Source organism: Martinezella lusitana (assembly GCF_900094565.1).
Taxonomy (GTDB): Bacteria; Pseudomonadota; Alphaproteobacteria; order Rhizobiales; family Rhizobiaceae; genus Rhizobium; species Rhizobium lusitanum.
In genome coordinates, this window is sequence record NZ_FMAF01000007.1 from 174,758 (window position 1) to 189,149 (window position 14,392).

Below are 14,392 nucleotides of genomic sequence, written 5' to 3' on the forward strand. Positions count from 1 at the left end.
CTACCCTCTGCCGACCAATGGCATTTTCGTCGCCATGACGGTCATCGAAAGCACGTTGGCATCCAGCGGCAAGGTGGCCATGTAGACAACGGCGCGCGCCACGTGCTCGGCCGAAATCGTCGGCTCTGCGGCGATTTCCCCATTCGCCTGCAGCACGCCGGCGCTCATTCGTGCCGTCATGTCGGTTGCGGCATTGCCGATATCGATCTGGCCGCAGGCGATGTCGAAAGGCCGGCCATCGAGCGCCGTCGATTTCGTCAGGCCGGTGATGGCGTGCTTTGTGGCCGTATAGGGTGCTGAAAGCGGGCGCGGCGTCGTCGCCGAAATCGAACCGTTGTTGATGATGCGGCCGCCGTGCGGCACCTGGTTCTTCATCAGCCGGAAGGCTTGCTGCGTGCAGAGGAATGCACCGGTCAAATTCGCTCCGACGATGGCGTTCCACTGTTCGAAGGTCAGTTCCTCCATCGGAACTGCGGGCAGGCCCATGCCGGCATTGTTGACCAGAAGATCGAGACGGCCGTATCGGCTGGAAATGGCATCGAAAAGAGTGCGGACGGATACCGGATCGCTGACATCGGCAGCAACCGCGAAAAATTCCGCGCCGGTCTCCTCCGTAAGCTCCTTGGCGGATTTTTCAAGAACATCCGTCCGCCGCCCGGAGATCACGACCTTGTAGCCGGCTGCACCGAGCGCTTTCGCCATGGCGCGCCCGAGACCCGTGCCGCCGCCGGTCACCAATGCTATTCCATTGTGTGTGCTGGATGAAACCTCGCTCATGCAAGCCTCCCGCCCAGTTCATCCTCGATATGCACCTGCAAGATCTCGTCGAAGCTCTGTTCCGCCTTGAAGCCGAGATCGCGAGCCCTTTGCGCATCGAACTGCGTCGCCCAGCCGGCGACGATCCGCTCGATCACCGGATCCGGTTCCCGCCGGATAAGGGCGACAGCCTTGTCGCCGGCCACCCGACGCAGCGCGTCGATTTCATCCGAAACGAGCGCCGATAACCCCGGCATGGTGAGATTGCGTCGCGGCCCGATCTTCGCAGTATCGAGCGTTGCGGCATGTACAAAGAAGCCGACTGCAGAGCGTGGGCTGGCAAACCAATGCCGCACCGTATCGCTAACCGGCAGAATGGCCTCCTTGCCGACCAGCGGCTCGCGCAGGATGTTCGAGAAGAAGCCTGAGGCGGCCTTGTTCGGGGCGCCAGGGCGGACACAGATGGTGGGCAGCCTGATGCCAATGCCTTCGAAAATGCCGCGCCTGGAATAGTCGGCGAGCAGCAGCTCGGCGATCGCCTTCTGCGTGCCGTAGCTTGTAAGCGGTGCCGTCAGGAATTCATCGCCGATAATTTCGGGGAAAGGCGTGCCGAATACGGCGATGGACGACGCAAAGATCACGCGCGGTGTGTACGCAGTCTTCAGTCCCTGCTGCCGGATGGCCTCGAACAGTGCCCGTGTGCCATCAAGGTTGACGGTGTAGCCCTTATCGAAGTCCGCTTCCGCTTCGCCCGAGACGATGGCGGCAAGATGGAAGATGACATCGGGACGGTCTTCGATGAGCTTGTCTGCGATGCCGGCATTCGCGAGATCCACCGTGACAGCCTTCGAAACGTCCTTGAGAGCCTCCGGCACCGGCGGCTGCACCGCATCCGCGAGCGTCAAGCGATCGATCGACTGTCCGAGAGTCTTCGGCTCGGCTGCGATCCTGTCGACAAGCTTGCGGCCGATCATGCCCGCAGCGCCCAATATCAATACATGCATTTCGGCTCTTCCTCCCAAGGACTGGCGTCGGTCTTCAAAGATAGTTGCCGCCTTCTCCTCGCCAATCCCCTTGCTTCGGCCCAATCGACGGCGGTCAAAACGGTTCAGATATGAATTGCTGCTCTCATCGATACGCCTGTAGCCAGGCCAGGCCAGCTTCCGTAGTGGTTGCCGGCCGATATTCGGCCCCGATGGGCCTGTCATAACCGAGCTTTTCGATAAAGCGCAGGATATAGCGGTAGTCGATTTCTCCGTGATCCGGTTCACGCCGGTCCGGGACGGCCGCGATCTGAATGTGGCCGATGGCGTCCAGATGCTCTTGCAGTCTATGCGTCAAGTCGCCCTGCATGATCTGGATATGATAGCAATCGAACATCAGCTTGATGTTCTGCGCTCCGACCGCGGAGATGATGCCGAGCGCCTGATCCATCGTCTGCAGGAAGTATCCCGGTGCATCGCGGTGGTTCAGCGGCTCAATCAGCACGTTCGCTCCGACCTTGTCTGCACGCTCGCAGGCATAGCGCAGATTGTGAATAAAGGTGCTGCGCCCTTCTTCGCCATTGCTCTTTCCGGCCATCACATGCACGTTTCGCGTGCCGGTGGCGGCGGCATAGTCGAATGCCTGATCGATCGCCCGGCGTGCCTCGTCCTCGCGTCCCGGCACGGCAGCCAGCCCATTGTCGCCGTCCTCGACACGTCCACGTGTCGTGTTGAGACCAAGCATGTGAAGGCCGGTTTCGGTGAGCGCCTGACGCACGACTTCGGCCGAAATGTCATAGGGATAATGGCATTCCACCGCATCGAAGCCGGCTGCCTTGGCGGCCCGGATCGCGTCGGGAAGCGAAAGCTCCTGCCAAAGGAAGCCGAGATTGGCGGAAAAGCGCAGCATGTTCAGTCCCACTCCACATCATAGGTGCGAACCAGATCGGCAATTTGTGCGTCGGTCAGCAGGGAGGGATTGGCCCCTCGCGTCAGGATGGCAAGTTTTGCCGTCTCTTCCAACTCCTCGATGGCATAGATCGCCGCTTCCAGATCCTTTGCCGAGACGACCGGTCCGTGTGCCGCCAGCATCACGGCGCTGCGTTTGCCGGCAAGGCCACGGATCGCATCGCCCATGGCGGGATCACCGGGCATGAAATAGGGCAGGAGTTTCACCTTGCCGAGCTTCATGATCGAATAGGCCGTGAGCGGCGGCAGCATATTGTCGCTATCGATATCGGGCAGAACAGACAGCGCGACCGAATGGCTGGAATGGAGATGCACGACGGCACCTGTCTTCTCCGGTCTTGTCTCGTAGAAGGCGGCATGCAGCGGCATTTCCTTCGTCGGCTTGTCTCCGCCGATCAGGCGTCCATTGGCGTCGAACAGAGACAAGCGTGAAGGATCCAAACGGCCGAAGGAACTGCCTGTCGGCGTCACCAGCAGGCGCCCATCGCTGAGACGGGCGGAGATATTTCCGGACGAGCCCGCGGTCAGGCCCCTGTCGTAGAGCGATTTGGCCATCTGGCATATCTGCTCGCGCAGCTTGGCTTCCTCGCTCATGCCGTCTCCAGCCGGGTAAAGGCATCCGCGAAGAAGGTCTCGCCGCCGAAATTGCCCGATTTCAGCGCAAGTGCAATCGTCTCGCCCTTCACCTCCGCGAAGGTCCAGGGAACGCCGGGTGCTATTTCCGGGCCGATCGTCAGATGGGTAACCCCGAGCGCCTGGGTGATCGCACCTGATGTCTCACCGCCGGCAACGACGAAGCGGCGTGTGCCGAGGCGGAAGGCTTCCTGCGCGAGCTCTGAAAGCGCTTGTTCGACCACTTGGCCCGCCTTGTCTCGCCTCAATCGCTCCTGCGCCCGGCGCACGTCGTCGGGTTCGGCGGTGGCGTAGATGATTTTCGCAGCGTCGGCGGGTTGTTTCTGCAGCCACCGGCAGGCTGCTGCCGCACCTTGCTCCGCGAGGGCGAGAGGATCAAGCCTCAGGCTGATACTGCGCCCCGCATAGTCGGCGACTTGTTTGCGTGTCATGGCAGAGCAGCTTCCAGACAGGACGATCTGGCTGCCCGCGACGTTTGGCAATGTTTGGCGGACCTTGGGTGGCGCCGCAAGGCCTTGCTCCATGTACAGCCGAGGAAGCTGGCCGGCGATCGCGCTGCCGCCCGTCAACAGGAGAAAATCGACCGTGGCGGTGGCGATCGTGCGCAGGTCATCGTCGCAAACGGCATCGACGATCACATGCTGTACACCGTCTTCCGTGAGCTTTTGCAGTCTCGCTTTCAGCGCCGCCGGCCCTTCGGAAACCGCGATGCGGTTGGCAAGACCGACCGTGCCGCGCACCTGTGGCGCCAGAAGCCGCACCAGGCTCGAATCGCGCATCGGCGTCAACGGATGGTCCTTCATTGAGCTTTCCGAAAGCAGCTGCTCGCCGACGAACAGATGGCCCATGAATATGTTGCGGCCGTTTTCGGGAAAGGCCGGGCAGTAGATCGTTTGCCGGGCGCCGATCTCTGCCATCAGCATTTCCGCGATCGAACCGATATTGCCCTCCGGGGTGCTGTCAAAGGTCGAGCAGTATTTCCAGAAGAACCGGGTCGCGCCCGCGTCTTTCAGCCATTCCAGCGCCTGTCGCGCTTGCTCCACGGCAGTCTGGACCGGCGCTGTCCGGCATTTCAGGGCGATGACTTCGATGACGGCTGCATCGGTGTCGTCGCGTTTCCTCTGCGGCACGCCGATCCGCAGCGACACTGGCAGCCCGCTGCGTGAGAGCAGCGCGGCAAGGTCCGTCGCCCCGGTAAAATCATCGGCGATGCAGCCGAGCAGGAGTGCCATCCTCTAGCCCTCCATGCCCGGCAGGATGGCGCCGCTCTTGCGAGCGAGGATCTTTGCGACGGCAGCGTCATCCTCGAGGCCGAGACCTGCTTCGGAAGCCTCGACGAAGAGGCTGAGTGCGGTTGCTGTAAGCGGCGTGAGGGCTCCCGCCCTTTCGGCTTCGGAGGCGACGATGCCAAGGTCCTTGACGAAGATGTTGACCGCCGAGCGTGGGGTGTAATCACCCGAAACGATGTGTTCGCCCCGGTTCTCGAACATCCATGACGAGCCCGCCGAAACGCGGATCACCTCATAAAGCGTCTTCAGGTCGATGCCCGCCTTGGCAGCTAGCGTCATGGCTTCGGCAGTTGCCGCAATGTGCACGCCTGCGAGAAGTTGATTGATCATTTTCACCTGGGAGCCGGCGCCGAGCCGATCCCCCAGGCGGAACACCTTTGCCGAAATGGCGTCGAGGACGGCGGATGCCCGGTCGAAGGCCTCTTGCGGGCCGGATGCCATGACGGTGATCTCGCCCGCCAGCGCGCGAACATGGCCTCCGGAAACCGGTGCGTCGATGACCTGCATGCCGGCTGCTTCCAATCTTTCGGCAATGGCCGTCGTGGCGCTCGGTGCCATGGTCGTGCAAAGCAGAAAGACAGTCGAGGGGCGCGCGGTCTCCAGCGCACCGTTCTGCCCGAAGAGAACGTCTTCGACCTGCTTGCTGTTGATGACGTAGATGAGGACGACATCGGCCGTGTCCACCGCCGAGGCCGGCGTGGTGCAGGCGTCCCCGCCCGCTTCCGTGAAGCGCGTCAGGACATCGCTGCGAACATCGCATCCTTGGACAGCAAAACCTGCTTTGAGAAGCGATATCGCTGCGCCCCAACCCATCGATCCCAGCCCGATGACGGCTGTCTTCATTGCGTCCTGCACGGCGCTACCTCTGCAAATATCAATGATGTTACCGGTACCGGTATCGATACCATGGTCAATTTCCCTTCTGATTGTCAAGGGACGGCAGTTTGCATTTTGGTGGAAACATCCTATGAAGAAGAGCGGCGCCAGCCAAGGTGCGGCTTGTCATCGAGGGCTGCTTGGGAATGCGCAAACCCACTCTGGAAGAAGTCGCGATCGAGGCAGGCGTCAGCAAAATGACGGCGTCGCGCGCCCTTCGCGGTTCCGCCGATGTCTCCAAGGAAACCCGTGAGAGGGTCATCGAGGCGGCGACGCGGATGAGCTATGTGGGCAACCGGCTGGCGCTCTCGCTTTCCTCTCAGCGTACCAATCTGGTCGCCGTCGTCGTGCCCAGCATGTCGAACATCGTTTTTCCCGAAGTTCTGGCCGGCATTTCCGCCGGGCTGGATGGCTCCGGCATGCAGGCCGTGTTCGGCATATCCGACTATGACGTCGCCAAGGAGCGCGACATCATCCGCGACATGCTCTCCTGGCAGCCTTGCGCCATCATCGTTACCGGTCTGGATCAGCCGGAGGAGACGGTGAAATTGCTACAGCACGCGAATATTCCGGTCATCCAGCTCATGGATCTAGATGGCACGCCCATCGATCTCAATGTCGGGCTATCGCATGGCGGGGCGGGTGAGGACATGGCAAGGGCGCTCGTTGGGGCCGGCCGCAGACGGTTCGGCTATGTCGGCAGCGCACTCGAGAAGGATCTGCGCGCGGGCAAGCGCAAGGCCGGCTTCGAGCGGGTGTTGCACTCCTACGGCCTGCACTTCGTAAACCAGTCGGTCGATGACGCCTTTTCCTCGATCGCCTTGGGGAAGCGGCTGACGCTCGCCATGCTCGCGGCCGTTCCCGATCTCGATTGCATTTATTATTCCAACGACGATATGGCGAGCGGCGGATTGTTCGCCTGCATGGAGCTGGGGGTTGCTGTACCCGAAAAGATCCTGATTGCAGGCTTCAACGGGCTGGATCTCGTCAACTCCCTGCCGGCGCCGATCGCGACCTCTCGTTCGCCAAGGCGCGCCATGGGTGAGGTTGCGGCGCAGTTGGTCCGTCAGGCGGTGGCGGGCGCTCAGGATGCCCGCCAGAAAACGGTTGTGTTCAAGCCGGTAATTACAGGAATTGACGGCTACGATGATGCGCCGGACGAGCCGGAGACGGCGCGCTTGCGTCCATGACCAGCATCATGTGGGTCCGGCGCGGTTGTTGCTTCAGCCTTTGTTAGATCGATGGTGATATTGGCACTACATCATCTTCTCAAACCGAGGATATTTGAGAATGCATCGCCCCCAACAATTGCTTTTTGCCCTTACCTTCACTGCCATGACAGCCGTTTCATCAAGCGTATGGGCCGCCGGCTTTGAGAACATTATCGTCTCGACGGAGAAAGATGCCGACACGACGCAGGATAGCTTTGCCCCGGATACACCGAAAATCTTTGTTTCGGCTGACCTCACCGAGGACGTCCCCGCCGGAAGCAAGGTGAACATCGCCTGGATTTCCGTCGATTCCGGAGGCGCCGCTCCACCGAACTACAAGATCGATGAGGTCAATCTCGACATCACATCGACAATCAATCACGTCGATTCCGCGTTGACCAAGCCGAACAGTGGCTGGCCGGTCGGGACATACAAGATCGAATTCTCTGTCGACGGCAAGCCGATGGAGTCGGTCGGTTTCGCCGTCAAATAGGGCCTGGGCTGTTTACGCCTGCAGTATATGCCTGCGCGTCAGCTCCTTGAGCATGTCCACGTCGCGTTTCTCTATCGCGTCGACCATCAGCTGATGTTCGTGGCCCGACTGCTCGATGCGGGCGCGGGTGCGCCATTGCGATACGGGCGCCGATGACGTCCGCTGCCGGATCTCCGTGATCAGCTCGACGAGTTCCTGATTGCCGGCGAGCGCCAGCAAATGCCGGTGAAAGGCAAGATTGGCTTCGTAGAGCTCAAGCATGGTGCCCGTCAGTACCAGCTCGTCGAAGCGCGAGGCGAGCGCCCGCAAATTCGCGACATCGTCCTCGCCGGCGTTTGCGACGATGCGGTCGCTGACCGCCGTTTCAAGGATGACGCGGATGTCGCTGACTTCCTGAGCGCGGCGCCCGTCCTGCTCGTGCACATGATAGCCGCGATTGGGAACATGCTCCACCAGCCGCTTCTGCACCAGCCTGTCGAGCGCGCGGCGCACTTCCGGCCGCGTACAGTTGTATCGTCGTTCGAGATCGATCTGCTTCAGCCACGTTCCGGGCGGAAGCCTGCCGGCGAGGATATCCTGGAGAATGAGCTCGGTCACATCCGGCGTCTCCGCCTCTTTTGCTCGCGCTGTCGCTTCAGCTTCCAGCGAATTCATGTAGCTCTCCCAAGCCTCCGGATTTCCGCGATGACTATCATAGGTTCCGGCTCATCAACAACGACGTGCCCGTTGTCCCTGCCGAAAAAATATTCATGCACATCTCTTGCGCACCCATTTCAATTGGCACATAAATTGGTGCCAATTTGATATCCATTACACGAGGCGGATGCAAGTCCATGCAAAATTCTGATGCGGTCTGGGAAATCGTCGAGAGAAAACGCGCGGCGTTCTTTGCGCTCAGCGATCGGATTTGGGATATCCCAGAGACGAACTATCTCGAATATCAATCCGCCGAAGAACATGCTCGCATGCTTGAGAGCGAGGGCTTCCGGGTCGAGCGCGGACTTGCCGGCTTGCCGACAGCAGTCATGGGAGAGGCAGGCGAGGGTGGACCGGTCATCGCGATATTGGGTGAATTCGACGCGCTGCCGGGATTGAGCCAGGAGGCCGGGATCGCCGAAGAGCGCCCCTTGATCAGCGGCGGCAACGGCCATGGTTGCGGTCATAACATGCTCGGCTCCGGATCGATGCTGGCGGCTGCCGCCGTCAAGGATTTTCTTGCCGAAAACGGTCTGAAGGGCCGGGTGCGCTATTACGGTTGCCCCGCCGAAGAGGGCGGTTCTTCCAAGGGCTTCATGGTGCGGGCCGGCGTCTTCGATGACGTAGATATCGCGATTTCCTGGCATCCGGCAGCCTTTGCCGGCGTCAACAATCCGATCTCGCTCGCCTGCAATGAAATCAATTTCCACTTCTCCGGCCGCGCCTCGCATGCCTCGGCCACGCCCCATCTCGGTCGCAGCGCGCTCGATGCCGTCGAATTGATGAATGTCGGCGTCAACTACATGCGTGAGCACATGCCCTCGACGGCGCGTATTCATTACGCCATCACCGATGCGGGCGGTGCGGCGCCGAATGTCGTGCAGGCGCGGGCGACGGTCCGCTATCTGGTTCGCGCGCGGACCTTGCCGGAGCTTCTGGTGCTGGTTGCGCGGGTCAAGAAAGTAGCGGAGGGCGCCGCGCTGATGACCGAGACGACCGTTCGCAGCGAGATCATCAGCGGCGATGCCAATCTGGTCGGGAACACGCCGCTCGAGGAGTGCATGTTCTCTCACCTCGAACGTCTTGGGCCGCCGGTGTTCGATGACGAGGACCGCGAGACGGCGCGCAAATTCCAGCAGACCTTCAGTGCTGAGGATATCGCGGCCTCCTATGGTCGTTTCGCGCTGAAGCCGAAGAAGGGCCAAGCGCTTTGCGAGGAGATTTTTCCGCTGAATGCCGGTGATGGCACGCTGGTCGGCTCCACGGATGTCGGAACCGTCAGCTGGGTCGTCCCGACCGTCCAGATGCGCGGCGCCACTTATGCGATCGGCACGCCGGGGCATTCCTGGCAGCTTGTCGCCCAGGGTAAGTTGCCTGTGGCGCACAAGGGAACCGAGCATGCAGCCAAGGTGATGGCGAGCACGGCTACCGATCTCATCCGCAATCCGCAGCTCATCGAGGCCGCCAAGGCTGACCACAAGGCGCGGCTTGAGGGCACGCCTTTCGTCAATCCGATCCCGGACGACGTCAAGCCGCCGCTCCCGGAGACGGCCAATGGCTGAGCTGGCCCTGAAGCCCGATCGCGAGCGCCTGATGGCGCATATCACAGAGTTTGCCCGCCGGGTGAAGCTCTCGGGGACGCCTGAGGAACTCGAAAGCTTTCGCTATCTTCAGGCGCAGATGGATAGCTATGGCTATCGCACGCAGCTCTTGTCGCACGACGCCTACATCAGTCTGCCTGGCGCGGCGAAAGTGGAGATCGACGGCAAGAGCTTCCGCTGCATCACGCATTCCATGTCGGTGCCGACATCCGCGGCCGGAGTAACCGGCGTTCTCGTCTATGTCGGCGAGGGTAGCAAGGCGGATTTCGCGGGCAAGGACGTCGCCGGGAAAATTCTTTTGGTAGATGGGATCGCGACCGAGGAAGTGGCAGCACTTGCAAGTGCTGCCGGTGCTCTCGGCCAGCTTCATGTCAGTCCGAACGAGCATCTCTACGAAATGTGCGTGTCGCCGGTCTGGGGCAGCCCGTCGCAGCATACACTGATCAATCTGCCGACCACGGTCATCTGCACCATAGCCAAGGAAGACGGCGATCGCTTGCGCATGAGGCTTGCGAACGGCGAAAAAGTGCAGGCGACGCTGACGGCGGAGGTGGATACCGGGTGGCGCAAGACGCCGCTGCTGGTGGCCGAACTTCAGCCGACCGGCGAGGATGCGCCATTCGTCCTCTTTTCTGGGCATCACGACACCTGGCATTTCGGCGTCATGGACAATGGCGGCGCCAATGCGACGATGTTGGAAGCTGCCCGCCTGCTTGCCCTTCACGCGGCTGATTGGCGGCGAGGGCTGCGCATATGCTTCTGGTCCGGCCATTCGCATGGCCGTTATTCGGGCTCGGCCTGGTATGTGGACGAATATTTCGACGATCTCGATCGTCGTTGCGCGGTGCATGTAAATGTCGACTCCACCGGCGGCGAGGGGGCAACAGTGCTCACCAATTCCGGCGTGATCGACGAGTTGCGGCCCCTCGCTTCGGACGTGATCGAACGTGTCGCGGGGCAGAAGCATGCCGGCAGGAGGCATGGACGGGCTGCGGACCAATCCTTCTGGGGTGTCGGCATCCCCTCGATGTTCGGCAGCCTCAGCCATCAGCCGCCCGGTCCGGTCAAGATGCTGACGGCGCTCGGATGGTGGTGGCATACGCCGCATGACACGGCCGCACATATCGACCCCGATAATCTGATCCGCGACACACAAATCGCCCTCGAGGTCCTGTGGCGGCTCTTGGCGTCGCCCGTCCTGCCGCTGGACTACACCGTCTATGCCGCAGCGCTCGGTGAACAGATCGCGCGCCTGCAGACAGGGCTTGGGGGCCGGATCGACATTTCCGTTTTGGTAAAGGCGGTTGATGAGCTGAACGCCAATGCGAAGGCCATTCTTGAGGCGGGCCATGTCTCCGTCGACAGGGCGGAGCACATCAATGCTTCGATGATGCGCGCCGCGCGCCATCTGGTGCCGCTGAATTATACGAGCGGCGAGCGCTTTCACCACGATTCCGCCCTGCCGCACCCTGCCTGGCCTTCACTGGAGGGGCTGCGTGCGCTGGCCTCGTTGCCGAAGGGGGCGCCGGAGACGGCCTTCTATGCCGTTCATGCGCGCCAGGTCAGAAATCGTGTTGCTCACGCGCTGAGAGAGGCCAATGCGGCGCTCGGATCGGCTCTGAACGACTGATCGCGACAGGCCGCCGAATCTAACAAACGGCTGCGCAAAGTGGCTGTAAAAAAAGGGAACTGAAAATGAAGAACAAAAGCCTGCTTGCCGCCGTGTTCGGGGCTATTGCCGTTCTGGCACCGCTTGCCGCCGGCGCCAAGGATTGGACGCATGTCAAAGTCGGCATCGAGGGCGCTTTTCCGCCCTGGAACCTGATGGACTCCAGCGGCAAGCTCGCCGGTTTCGATGTCGATCTGATCAACAATCTCTGCAGCCGCGCCAAGGTCGACTGCGAGCTGATCGCCGGCGAATGGAATGCGATGATCCCGAGCCTCAATGCCGGCAAGTTCGATCTTGTCATGACGCTCGGCATCAACGAGAAGCGCAAGCAGGTCGTCGACTTCACCGTTCCCTATGCCAGCGGCGTCGCGAGCTTTTTCCTCTTGAAGGATGGCCCGGTTTCCCCGCTGCCGATGACGGGCGAACGGCTGAACCTGAACGACAAGGCCAAGGCCGATCCGGTAATGGCTGAAATCGGCAAGTCCTTGAAGGGCAAGACGATCGGCGTGGTCCAATCGACCAGCCAGGAACAGTTGATCACCGCCTATTTCGGTTCCGATGTCACCGTGCGTGCCTATAAGAGCTCCGGCGAGCGCGATCTCGACTTGAAGGCAGGACGTGTCGATGCCGGTTTCGACAGCGGCGTCTATGAGACCTCCGTTCTGGGCAAACCGGGCAACGAGGACCTGATGATGTCGGGGCCGATGGTCAAGGGCGCGATGCTTGCGACGGAAGTGGCGCTCGGCATGCGCAAGGGCGAAACGGATCTGAAGGCCAAATTCGATGAGGCCATCAAGCAAGCCGCTAAGGATGGGACGATCAAGCAGCTCTCGGAAAAATGGAGCAAGATCGACCTTACGCCCACGTTTGACGCCAATTGAATGCCCTCGCGAGACATCGTCCCTAGCTGAGGCTTAGACAATGATACGATTTGCCAGAATCTGCTCCACTCGGGCAGCACCATGAACCAGCCAGGCATATTCGAACTTGCCGGCTTCGGCCCGGACGGCTGGGGGCATGCCCTTCTCGCCGGGGCGTGGATGACCATCCTTGTCGCGATTGCCGGCTATGCGGTCGGCGCCCTCATCGGGACCTTCGGTGCCTGGGCGAAGATTGCCGGCAATCGCTTTGCGCGCACGGTGGCCGATGCCTACACGACCGTATTGCGCGGCATTCCCGATCTGCTGGTCATCTACCTCTTCTATTTCGGCGGAAGCGCCGTCGTCACGGCGATCGGCAAGCTTTTCGGGGCGGAAGGCTTTCTTGGTTTTCCCGGATTTCTTGCCGGCTCGCTTGCCGTGGGCGTCACCTCGGGAGCCCAGTTCACGGAGGTGCTGCGGGGCGGGTTCAAGGCGGTGCATCCCGGTGAAATCGAGGCGGCTATTGCCTGCGGCATGTCGCGCGGCTTGCGCCTGCGCCGCATCATTGCGCCGCTGACGCTGCGGCATGCGCTTCCCGGCCTCGGGAATGTCTGGCAGGTCGTCCTGAAGGAATCGGCGCTGGTGTCGATCACCGGCGTCGCCGAACTCCTGCGTCAGGCCCAGGTCGGTGCCGGCTCGACCGGGCTTCCATTCGATTTCTACCTGATTGCCGGCGTCATCTACCTGATGATCTCGACCCTTTCGAGCCTCATCCTTCAACAGGCCGAGCGGCGTTTGTCGCGCGGTGTGAGGAGGCGCTGATGGATTGGCAATTCCTTGAAGAGACGTTCGTAAGTCTCATCGGCGCGCTCCCTTTGACGATCGAGCTTGCCGTGACATCGATCTGCCTCGGCGCCATCCTGGCGCTGCTGCTGGCGCTGGCGCGTCTTTCCGGCATCGCTGTCCTCGATTGGTTCGCGCGCCTCTATGTCTTCGTCTTCCGCGGTACGCCGCTGCTGGTTCAGATCTTCCTGATCTACTATGGCCTCGGCCAGTTTCCCGCCATACGCCATAGTATCCTCTGGCCATTCCTGCGCGAGCCCTATTGGTGTGCGGTCCTGGCATTGACCTTGAACACCGCTGCCTATGCCAGTGAGATCATTCGCGGCGGCCTGCTCTCGGTACCGCACGGGCAGGTCGAGGCCGCTCGTGCCTGCGGCATGCATCGCATTATGCTGTTTCGCCGCATCGTGCTGCCGCTCGCCGTTCGTCAGGCCTTGCCGGGCTATGGCAACGAGATGATCTCGATGGTCAAGGCGACCTCGCTTGCCTCGATCATTACGCTGATGGAGGTGACCGGTGTTGCCGCCAAGATCATCTCGGAGACCTATCGCGCGATCGAAGTCTTCGTCGTCTCCGGCGCCATCTATCTTCTGATCAATTTCGTGCTGACGCGTCTCATCCAGCTTGCCGAATACAGGTTGAGCCCGCATCTGCGTCCCCCTCCCTCCAGTACCCGCTCCACCACCGAGGCAGTTGCCGCAGGAGATCCGCAATGATCGCCATACCAGTCGCACTCAGCGTGCGCGACATGCATAAGAGCTTCGGGCCGGTCGAAGTCCTGAAAGGCATTTCACTCGATGCTCTCGAGGGTGACGTCGTCTCCATTCTCGGCTCTTCCGGTTCAGGCAAATCCACCTTCCTGCGCTGCATCAACCTTCTGGAGATGCCCGATTCCGGCGAAGTGAGGGTGGCTGGCGAAACGATCCGCATGCAGCGCAACGCCCGCGGTGCGCATCGTCCGGCGGATGGCCGGCAGGTCGATCGCATTCGCTCCCAGCTTGGAATGGTGTTCCAGAGCTTCAATCTCTGGTCTCACAAGACCATCCTCGAAAATGTCATCGAGGCGCCGATTCACGTTCAGCGGCGCTCGCGGGCCGAGTGCGTCGAGGAAGCGGAAGCCTTGCTTGCCAAGGTCGGCATTGCCGACAAGCGCGACTTCTATCCGGGGCATCTTTCGGGTGGTCAGCAGCAGCGCGCCGCCATTGCGCGGGCGCTCGCCATGCGGCCGAAGGTCATGCTCTTTGACGAACCGACCTCTGCTCTCGATCCGGAGCTCGTCGGGGAAGTCCTGCGCGTGATGCGGGCGCTGGCCGAAGAGGGGCGCACCATGCTCGTCGTCACGCATGAGATGGGCTTTGCGCGTGATGTCTCCAGCCGCGTCATCTTCCTGCATAAGGGCGTCGTCGAGGAAGACGGCAGGCCACAGGATGTCTTTGCCGGCTCGCGCTCCGAGCGCTTCCGCCAGTTCATCAGCAAATGACCAGTCAAGCTCAATCAGAAAAGGGGAACTCGA

At 61.3% G+C, this 14,392-nt stretch carries 15 protein-coding genes; 8 read left to right on the forward strand and 7 right to left on the reverse strand.

Features of this window, described 5'->3' with window-relative positions; genetic code table 11:
• The 6 genes from GA0061101_RS17240 to ltnD form a co-directional block, all read right to left on the reverse strand.
• Window positions 1-777, reverse strand: coding sequence for an SDR family oxidoreductase (locus GA0061101_RS17240; RefSeq protein ID WP_092574265.1), 777 nt, complete (start codon window positions 775-777; stop codon window positions 1-3).
• Window positions 774-1,760 carry a D-erythronate dehydrogenase gene (gene denD, locus GA0061101_RS17245; protein WP_037191570.1) on the reverse strand — a complete coding sequence of 329 codons (987 nt, stop codon included), beginning with the start codon at window positions 1,758-1,760 and terminating at the stop codon, window positions 774-776. The genes GA0061101_RS17240 and denD overlap by 4 nt, the downstream gene beginning before the upstream one ends.
• 124 nt (window positions 1,761-1,884) lie before the next feature.
• A complete protein-coding gene (locus GA0061101_RS17250; protein ID WP_092574267.1) occupies window positions 1,885-2,649 on the reverse strand; it encodes a hydroxypyruvate isomerase family protein in 765 nt (254 codons plus the stop codon).
• Between the two features lie 2 nt (window positions 2,650-2,651).
• Window positions 2,652-3,302 (reverse strand): 3-oxo-tetronate 4-phosphate decarboxylase, encoded by a 651-nt coding sequence (gene otnC, locus GA0061101_RS17255; RefSeq protein WP_047555501.1) that lies wholly within the window; start codon window positions 3,300-3,302, stop codon window positions 2,652-2,654.
• Window positions 3,299-4,573 (reverse strand): 3-oxo-tetronate kinase, encoded by a 1,275-nt coding sequence (gene otnK, locus GA0061101_RS17260; protein WP_092574269.1) that lies wholly within the window; start codon window positions 4,571-4,573, stop codon window positions 3,299-3,301. Before otnK ends, otnC begins: the two co-directional genes overlap by 4 nt.
• 3 nt (window positions 4,574-4,576) lie before the next feature.
• A complete protein-coding gene (gene ltnD / locus GA0061101_RS17265) occupies window positions 4,577-5,473 on the reverse strand; it encodes an L-threonate dehydrogenase (protein ID WP_092574271.1) in 897 nt (298 codons plus the stop codon).
• A gap of 179 nt (window positions 5,474-5,652) precedes the next feature.
• On the opposite strand from ltnD, the gene GA0061101_RS17270 reads away from it, so the two are divergent.
• Window positions 5,653-6,696, forward strand: a complete 1,044-nt coding sequence (locus tag GA0061101_RS17270) for a LacI family DNA-binding transcriptional regulator (protein WP_092574366.1) — start codon at window positions 5,653-5,655, stop codon at window positions 6,694-6,696.
• 100 nt (window positions 6,697-6,796) lie between these two features.
• Complete coding sequence (locus GA0061101_RS17275; RefSeq protein ID WP_092574272.1) at window positions 6,797-7,210, forward strand: hypothetical protein; 414 nt, start codon at window positions 6,797-6,799, stop codon at window positions 7,208-7,210.
• Between the two features lie 12 nt (window positions 7,211-7,222).
• On the opposite strand, the gene GA0061101_RS17280 is transcribed toward GA0061101_RS17275, so the two are convergent.
• Complete coding sequence (locus GA0061101_RS17280; RefSeq protein WP_037191551.1) at window positions 7,223-7,864, reverse strand: GntR family transcriptional regulator; 642 nt, start codon at window positions 7,862-7,864, stop codon at window positions 7,223-7,225.
• Between the two features lie 179 nt (window positions 7,865-8,043).
• Here GA0061101_RS17280 and GA0061101_RS17285 point away from each other — a divergent pair, with 179 nt between their 5' ends.
• The 6 genes from GA0061101_RS17285 (at window position 8,044) to GA0061101_RS17310 (ending at window position 14,359) form a co-directional block, all read left to right on the forward strand.
• Window positions 8,044-9,468 carry a M20 family metallopeptidase gene (locus GA0061101_RS17285; RefSeq protein WP_037191549.1) on the forward strand — a complete coding sequence of 475 codons (1,425 nt, stop codon included), beginning with the start codon at window positions 8,044-8,046 and terminating at the stop codon, window positions 9,466-9,468.
• On the forward strand, window positions 9,461-11,137 hold the full coding sequence (locus GA0061101_RS17290; RefSeq protein WP_047639718.1) for a M28 family peptidase: 1,677 nt from the start codon (window positions 9,461-9,463) through the stop codon (window positions 11,135-11,137). The genes GA0061101_RS17285 and GA0061101_RS17290 overlap by 8 nt, the downstream gene beginning before the upstream one ends.
• 65 nt (window positions 11,138-11,202) lie before the next feature.
• Entirely contained in the window at window positions 11,203-12,057 is an 855-nt protein-coding gene (locus GA0061101_RS17295) for a transporter substrate-binding domain-containing protein (protein ID WP_047639719.1), read from the forward strand.
• Between the two features lie 81 nt (window positions 12,058-12,138).
• On the forward strand, window positions 12,139-12,858 hold the full coding sequence (locus GA0061101_RS17300) for an ABC transporter permease (RefSeq protein ID WP_092574274.1): 720 nt from the start codon (window positions 12,139-12,141) through the stop codon (window positions 12,856-12,858).
• Entirely contained in the window at window positions 12,858-13,595 is a 738-nt protein-coding gene (locus GA0061101_RS17305; RefSeq protein WP_092574276.1) for an ABC transporter permease, read from the forward strand. Before GA0061101_RS17300 ends, GA0061101_RS17305 begins: the two co-directional genes overlap by 1 nt.
• Window positions 13,592-14,359, forward strand: a complete 768-nt coding sequence (locus tag GA0061101_RS17310) for an ABC transporter ATP-binding protein (protein WP_092574278.1) — start codon at window positions 13,592-13,594, stop codon at window positions 14,357-14,359. Before GA0061101_RS17305 ends, GA0061101_RS17310 begins: the two co-directional genes overlap by 4 nt.
• Window positions 14,360-14,392 lie beyond the last annotated feature (33 nt).

What these genes read in the sequence shown, in the direction of transcription:
- GA0061101_RS17275 (WP_092574272.1), top strand. Translation starts at nt 6,797, where the DNA reads ATGCATCGCCCCCAACAATTGCTTTTTGCCCTTACCTTCACTGCCATG.
- GA0061101_RS17305 (WP_092574276.1), top strand. Translation starts at nt 12,858, where the DNA reads ATGGATTGGCAATTCCTTGAAGAGACGTTCGTAAGTCTCATCGGCGCG.
- otnC (WP_047555501.1), bottom strand. Translation starts at nt 3,302, where the DNA reads ATGAGCGAGGAAGCCAAGCTGCGCGAGCAGATATGCCAGATGGCCAAA.
- GA0061101_RS17295 (WP_047639719.1), top strand. Translation starts at nt 11,203, where the DNA reads ATGAAGAACAAAAGCCTGCTTGCCGCCGTGTTCGGGGCTATTGCCGTT.
- GA0061101_RS17270 (WP_092574366.1), top strand. Translation starts at nt 5,653, where the DNA reads ATGCGCAAACCCACTCTGGAAGAAGTCGCGATCGAGGCAGGCGTCAGC.
- GA0061101_RS17280 (WP_037191551.1), bottom strand. Translation starts at nt 7,864, where the DNA reads ATGAATTCGCTGGAAGCTGAAGCGACAGCGCGAGCAAAAGAGGCGGAG.
- GA0061101_RS17240 (WP_092574265.1), bottom strand. Translation starts at nt 777, where the DNA reads ATGAGCGAGGTTTCATCCAGCACACACAATGGAATAGCATTGGTGACC.
- otnK (WP_092574269.1), bottom strand. Translation starts at nt 4,573, where the DNA reads ATGGCACTCCTGCTCGGCTGCATCGCCGATGATTTTACCGGGGCGACG.
- GA0061101_RS17290 (WP_047639718.1), top strand. Translation starts at nt 9,461, where the DNA reads ATGGCTGAGCTGGCCCTGAAGCCCGATCGCGAGCGCCTGATGGCGCAT.
- GA0061101_RS17300 (WP_092574274.1), top strand. Translation starts at nt 12,139, where the DNA reads ATGAACCAGCCAGGCATATTCGAACTTGCCGGCTTCGGCCCGGACGGC.
- denD (WP_037191570.1), bottom strand. Translation starts at nt 1,760, where the DNA reads ATGCATGTATTGATATTGGGCGCTGCGGGCATGATCGGCCGCAAGCTT.
- GA0061101_RS17285 (WP_037191549.1), top strand. Translation starts at nt 8,044, where the DNA reads ATGCAAAATTCTGATGCGGTCTGGGAAATCGTCGAGAGAAAACGCGCG.
- GA0061101_RS17250 (WP_092574267.1), bottom strand. Translation starts at nt 2,649, where the DNA reads ATGCTGCGCTTTTCCGCCAATCTCGGCTTCCTTTGGCAGGAGCTTTCG.
- ltnD (WP_092574271.1), bottom strand. Translation starts at nt 5,473, where the DNA reads ATGAAGACAGCCGTCATCGGGCTGGGATCGATGGGTTGGGGCGCAGCG.
- GA0061101_RS17310 (WP_092574278.1), top strand. Translation starts at nt 13,592, where the DNA reads ATGATCGCCATACCAGTCGCACTCAGCGTGCGCGACATGCATAAGAGC.